General features: G+C 67.7%; 7 protein-coding genes and 1 pseudogene. 6 read left to right on the top strand and 2 right to left on the bottom strand.

The window, feature by feature from the left end; all coding sequences use genetic code 11:
* Both murA and AC04L7_RS12070 read right to left on the bottom strand, forming a co-directional pair.
* A partial coding sequence (gene murA / locus AC04L7_RS12075; RefSeq protein ID WP_475513083.1) for a UDP-N-acetylglucosamine 1-carboxyvinyltransferase occupies positions 1-1,131 on the bottom strand: 1,131 nt, incomplete at its 3' end.
* A gap of 63 nt (positions 1,132-1,194) precedes the next feature.
* On the bottom strand, positions 1,195-1,434 hold the full coding sequence (locus tag AC04L7_RS12070; RefSeq protein WP_296278398.1) for a BolA family protein: 240 nt from the start codon (positions 1,432-1,434) through the stop codon (positions 1,195-1,197).
* Positions 1,435-1,487: 53 nt separating this feature from the next.
* Between AC04L7_RS12070 and AC04L7_RS12065 the strand changes: the two genes are divergently transcribed.
* From AC04L7_RS12065 to AC04L7_RS12040, 6 genes and pseudogenes are all read left to right on the top strand, one after another.
* A complete protein-coding gene (locus AC04L7_RS12065; RefSeq protein WP_475513082.1) occupies positions 1,488-2,492 on the top strand; it encodes a KpsF/GutQ family sugar-phosphate isomerase in 1,005 nt (334 codons plus the stop codon).
* A 46-nt stretch (positions 2,493-2,538) separates the two neighbouring features.
* The gene (locus AC04L7_RS12060) at positions 2,539-3,084 is read left to right on the top strand and encodes a KdsC family phosphatase (RefSeq protein ID WP_436000000.1); all 546 of its coding nucleotides are present in this window, start codon (positions 2,539-2,541) and stop codon (positions 3,082-3,084) included.
* On the top strand, positions 3,081-3,644 hold the full coding sequence (gene lptC / locus AC04L7_RS12055) for an LPS export ABC transporter periplasmic protein LptC (protein ID WP_436000002.1): 564 nt from the start codon (positions 3,081-3,083) through the stop codon (positions 3,642-3,644). The genes AC04L7_RS12060 and lptC overlap by 4 nt, the downstream gene beginning before the upstream one ends.
* A complete protein-coding gene (lptA, locus tag AC04L7_RS12050; RefSeq protein WP_296278402.1) occupies positions 3,622-4,131 on the top strand; it encodes a lipopolysaccharide transport periplasmic protein LptA in 510 nt (169 codons plus the stop codon). Before lptC ends, lptA begins: the two co-directional genes overlap by 23 nt.
* Positions 4,131-4,850, top strand: coding sequence for an LPS export ABC transporter ATP-binding protein (gene lptB, locus AC04L7_RS12045; RefSeq protein ID WP_436000005.1), 720 nt, complete (start codon positions 4,131-4,133; stop codon positions 4,848-4,850). Before lptA ends, lptB begins: the two co-directional genes overlap by 1 nt.
* Positions 4,851-4,896: 46 nt before the next feature.
* Positions 4,897-5,121, top strand: a pseudogene (locus tag AC04L7_RS12040) (RNA polymerase factor sigma-54); the annotation flags it as partial.

Raw genomic sequence — 5,121 nt, 5'->3', positions numbered from 1 at the left:
GCGCAGGTCGGTGGCCATCACGGGCGCGCCGCCGAGCTGCTGCACGCCACGCACGATGGCGGTATGGCCTTCCACGCGGATGTCGGCGCCCAGGCGCAGGAGTTCGTTGACGTGCATGAAGCGGTTTTCGAAGATCGTCTCGTTGATCACGCCCACGCCATCGGCCACGCAGTTCAGCGCCATGAACTGCGCCTGCATGTCGGTAGGGAAGGCCGGGTACGGCGCGGTGGTCAGATCGACCGCCTTCGGTCGCTTGCCCTGCATGTCGAGGGTGATGCTGTCGGCGGTCGTGTCGATCTTCGCACCGGCTTCGGTCAGCTTGTCGAGCACGGCTTCGAGCGTGTCGGGACGCGCATTGCGCGCAGTGACCCTGCCGCCGGTCATCGCCGCCGCGACCAGGAAGGTACCCGTCTCGATGCGGTCCGGTACTACCGAGTGGCGCCCGCCGCCGAGGCGCTCGACGCCGTGGATGGTGATGCGCGACGTCCCCGCGCCCTCGATCTTCGCGCCCAGCGCATTGAGGCATTCGGCAAGGTCGGTGACTTCCGGCTCCATCGCTGCGTTTTCCAGCACCGTGGTGCCTTCGGCCAGGGTGGCGGCGGCCATGACGTTCTCGGTGCCGGTCACGGTGACCATGTCGAACACGAAGCGGGCACCCTTCAGGCGCGCCGCACGCGCCTTGATGTAGCCGTTCTCGACGGTGATCTCGGCACCCAGCGCCTGCAGACCCTTGATGTGCTGGTCGACCGGGCGCGAGCCGATCGCGCAACCTCCCGGCAGCGACACGACCGCGGCACCGTGGCGCGCGACCAGCGGGCCGAGCACGAGGATCGACGCGCGCATGGTCTTCACCAACTCATACGGTGCGACGAAGCGGCTGACCGTGGTGGGATCGACGGTGATGCCACGCCCCTTCGCCAGCGTGCCCTCGTCGATGGTGATGCCGGCACCCAGTTCGCCCAGCAGCTTGATGGTGGTCACCACGTCGTGCAGGTGCGGCACGTTGGTGATCTCCACCGGCGCATCCGCCAGCAGCGTCGCGCACAGGATGGGGAGCACGGCGTTCTTGGCGCCGGAGATGGTGACTTCGCCGTTGAGCGTGTTGCCACCGGTGACGATGATCTTCTGCATGGAAATCCGGAAAGGAAACTGCGGGTGGGAATCGGGATCGCCGGGATCGCCGGCGGGTTCGCGTCAGCGGGCGGCACCAGCCTCATCGGGCGTTACGGTCCTGAGCTGCAAGGCATGGATCGCACCGCCCATCAGGTCGCCGAGGGTGGCGTAGACCATGCGGTGCCGCGCCAGCGGCAGCTTGCCGCGGAAGGCGTCGGCCACCACGGTCGCCTCGAAATGGACGCCATCGTCGCCCTGTACGTCGGCACGGGCACCGGGCAGGCCGGATTCGATCAGTTTACGGATGGTTTCGGCGTCCAACGGGCTTTCCTAATAAAATACCCGGCCATTCTACCCGCCGGCGCCCCGTCCGCATGTCCCAGCCGCTGCCCCCGACCCCGTCCGTTTCCGCTGCCAGCCTGGYGGCGAGCGGGCGTCGCGTGGTCGAGATCGAGGCCAGGGCGCTGGACGCATTGGCGGCCCGCATCGACGGCGCTTTCTCGTCCGCTTGCCAGGCCATCCTGGCCGGCCATGGCCGGGTGGTGTGCACCGGCATGGGCAAGTCGGGGCACGTGGCCCGCAAGATCGCCGCGACCCTGGCATCGACCGGCACGCCGGCGTTCTACGTGCACCCGGGTGAGGCCGGGCATGGCGACCTGGGCATGATCACCGATGCCGACGTGGTGCTGGCACTGTCGTATTCCGGGGAATCGGACGAAGTGTTGATGCTGCTGCCCGTGCTCAAGCGTCAGGGCAATCTGGTCATCGGCATGACCGGCCGGCCCCAGTCCACGCTGGCGCGGGAAAGCGATGTCCACCTGGACGTGAGCGTGCCGGCCGAGGCCTGCCCGCTTGATCTGGCCCCGACCAGCAGCACCACCGCGTCGCTGGCGATGGGCGATGCATTGGCCGTCGCATTGCTGGACGCGCGGGGCTTCACTGCCGACGACTTCGCCCGTTCCCATCCCGCCGGCAGCCTGGGCCGCCGCCTGCTGCTGCACATCACCGACGTGATGCATGCGGGCGAGGATGTTCCCCTCGTGGATGTGGGTGCGACGCTGAGCGACGCCTTGATGGAAATGAGCCGCAAGCGCCTGGGCATGACGGCCGTGGTCGACGCGGACGGTCGCCTGGCCGGACTGTTCACCGACGGCGACCTGCGCCGCACACTGGACAATCCGGCGCTGGACGTCCGCAGCGCGCGCATCGCCGACCTGATGACGCGCGCGCCCAAGACCATCGGTGCGGACCAGCTGGCGGTGGAGGCGGCACGCCTGATGGAAACCCACAAGATCAGCGGTCTCATCGTCGTGGACGAGGCGCTGCGTCCGGTCGGCGCACTCAACATTCACGACCTGTTGCGTGCCCGCGTGGTGTAAACCACAAGGTTGCACGCTTTTCCTCCCACGATTCCTCCGCCTGCCCATGCCCCTCCGCCACCTCCATGACCTGACCGATGACGTGCTGGCCCGCGCCGCGCGCATCCGCCTGGCGTGCTTCGATGTGGATGGCACCCTCACCGACGGCCGACTGTTCCTCGACAGCGAGGGCCGCGAACAGAAGGCCTTCCATGTGCAGGATGGCCAGGGTCTCGTGCTGCTGAAGCGCGCGGGGATCGAGGTCGCCTTCATCACGGCTCGCGGCGGTACCGTCGCCGTGGCGCGTGGCCGCGAGTTGGGTGTGCAGGTGTTCACCGGGATCAAGGACAAGCTCGCCACCGTCCGCGAATTGGGCGCCGGCCTCGGCATCGGCCTGGACCAGGTCGCCTTCATGGGTGACGACCTGCCGGATGTGCCCCCGTTCCGTGCCGTCGGACTGGCCATCGCACCCGCCGACGCACATCCGTGGACCGCCCAGCATGCGCACTGGCGTACCCGCCGCGCGGGTGGCCAGGGCGCCGCGCGCGAAGCCTGCGACCTGCTGCTGGGCACGCAGGGCCATGCGCCTTCGTTCGAGGGAGGCACGGCATGAGCTGGCGGGTCGCGCTGGGCCTGGTGTTGCTGGTCGCCGCCATCGTGAGCGGCTGGTCCGCCTGGAAGAACCGCGATGTGCCCCCGCCCAACCGTGTGGTCGCGGACCGTTCGGACTACGTGATGCGCGACTTCGAGATGATCGCGCTCAACGGCGAGGGCAAGGAGGCCGTCGCCGTGCGCGCGCCGGAGATGGCGCGCAACCCGCAGGACCAGACCTACACCATCACCACGCCGCTTTTCCTGCTGCCCGAAGAGGACGGTCGCTCGTGGGAGCTGCGGTCGAAGACCGGCTGGCTCAGCGCGAAGGGCGAAGAACTGCGCCTGAAGGGTGACGTGCACGGTACGTCACCCGAGGGCGGTGCGCGTCCGGCCGAATTCCGTACCGACACGCTCAATGTCTTCCCCGACCGCGACCTGGCCCAGACCGAGGACGTGGTGACGGTGGTCCAGCCTGGCTCTAGACTGAGCGGGCGCGGTTTTGAGACCAATCTCAAGACCAAGGAATACACATTCAAATCCCAGGTGAGATCGATCTATGAACCGCGTTCTGCTCGCTAGCGCTGCGCTGCTGCTCCTGCTGCCCGCCGCGGGCGCCATGGCCAAGGCCAGCGACCGCAACCAGGCCATGACCATCGACTCCGGCAGCCAGAGCGGCAACATGGAAGGCAGCGGCAAGACCGTGCTGGGCGGCGGCGTGGTAGTGACCCAGGGCACGCTGGAGATCCGCTCGGCCGCTGCCGAGATCTACATGGCCGACGGCGAGGTATCGCGATCGGTCTTCACCGGCAAGCAGGTGAAGATGAAGCAGCAGATGGACGACGGCACGTGGATGGACGCACAGGCTGATCGCGTCGAGTACGACATGAAGACCGAGACCATCACGTTCATCGGCAACTACACGGTCAAGTCGGAGCGCGGATCCAACAGCGGCCAGCGCATGGTGTACAACACCAAGAGCGGCAACATGCAGAGCGGCGGCGACGGTACCCGCGTGCGCACCGTGATCCAGCCTAAGTCCGCTGCGCCCGCGCAGGGCAAGAACTGATGCTCACCGCCAAGGGCCTGCGCAAGCGCTACAAGCAGCGCGAAGTCGTCGCCGACTTCGGCCTGACCCTGCAGCCGGGCGAAGTCGTCGGCCTGCTGGGTCCGAATGGCGCCGGCAAGACCACCTGCTTCTACATGATCGTCGGCCTCGTGGCCGCCGATGCCGGCAGCATCGAGCTGGACGGCCAGGACATCACCGCCCAGCCAATGTACCAGCGCGCCAAGCTCGGCGTCGGCTACCTGCCGCAGGAACCCTCGGTGTTCCGCAAGCTCAGCGTGGCCGACAACATCCGGCTGGTGCTGGAACTGCGCGAAGACCTCGACGGCGCCAGCATCGAGCGAGAACTGGCCTCGCTGCTCGACGAACTGCAGGTCACCCACGTGGCCGACCAGTTGGGCGCGAGCCTCTCCGGCGGCGAGCGCCGTCGCGTGGAAATCGCCCGCGCCCTTGCCGCCCGCCCGCGCCTGATGCTGCTGGACGAACCCTTCGCCGGCGTCGACCCCATCTCGGTCGGCGAGATCCAGCGCATCGTCAAACACCTGAAGGACCGCGGTATCGGCGTGCTCATCACCGACCACAACGTGCGCGAAACCTTGGGAATCTGCGACCGGGCGTATATCCTCAATGCCGGTAGCGTTCTGGCGCAGGGGGCCCCGGACGCATTGCTGGCCAATCCGGACGTACGCCGGGTCTATCTGGGCGAAACCTTCCGCCTGTGATCCCGTCGGCGGCCGTGGGCCGCCTCACGGGTTTCCAAGGTCGGGAATGAAGCCACGCCTGCAGACATCGCTGGGACAACAGCTGGTCATGACGCCGCAGTTGCGTCAGGCCATCCGGCTGCTGCAGATGTCCACCGTCGAGCTCGAGATCGAACTGACCGAAGCGGTGGAGACCAACCCGCTGCTCGACTGGAGCGAGCCGGAAGAAGAACCCGCGCAGCTCCGCGGCAACGACGACGACCAGCCACCCGCCGAACCGGCGCCCGAAGCC

The sequence above is a fragment of the Pseudoxanthomonas sp. LjRoot204_2 genome (assembly GCF_056175765.1).
This window is presented reverse-complemented; position numbering and strand designations above follow the sequence as displayed.

Bases quoted from the DNA above. Each gene is read 5' to 3' on its own strand.
- AC04L7_RS12060 (WP_436000000.1), top strand. From the start codon at position 2,539: ATGCCCCTCCGCCACCTCCATGACCTGACCGATGACGTGCTGGCCCGC.
- lptC (WP_436000002.1), top strand. From the start codon at position 3,081: ATGAGCTGGCGGGTCGCGCTGGGCCTGGTGTTGCTGGTCGCCGCCATC.
- lptA (WP_296278402.1), top strand. From the start codon at position 3,622: ATGAACCGCGTTCTGCTCGCTAGCGCTGCGCTGCTGCTCCTGCTGCCC.
- lptB (WP_436000005.1), top strand. From the start codon at position 4,131: ATGCTCACCGCCAAGGGCCTGCGCAAGCGCTACAAGCAGCGCGAAGTC.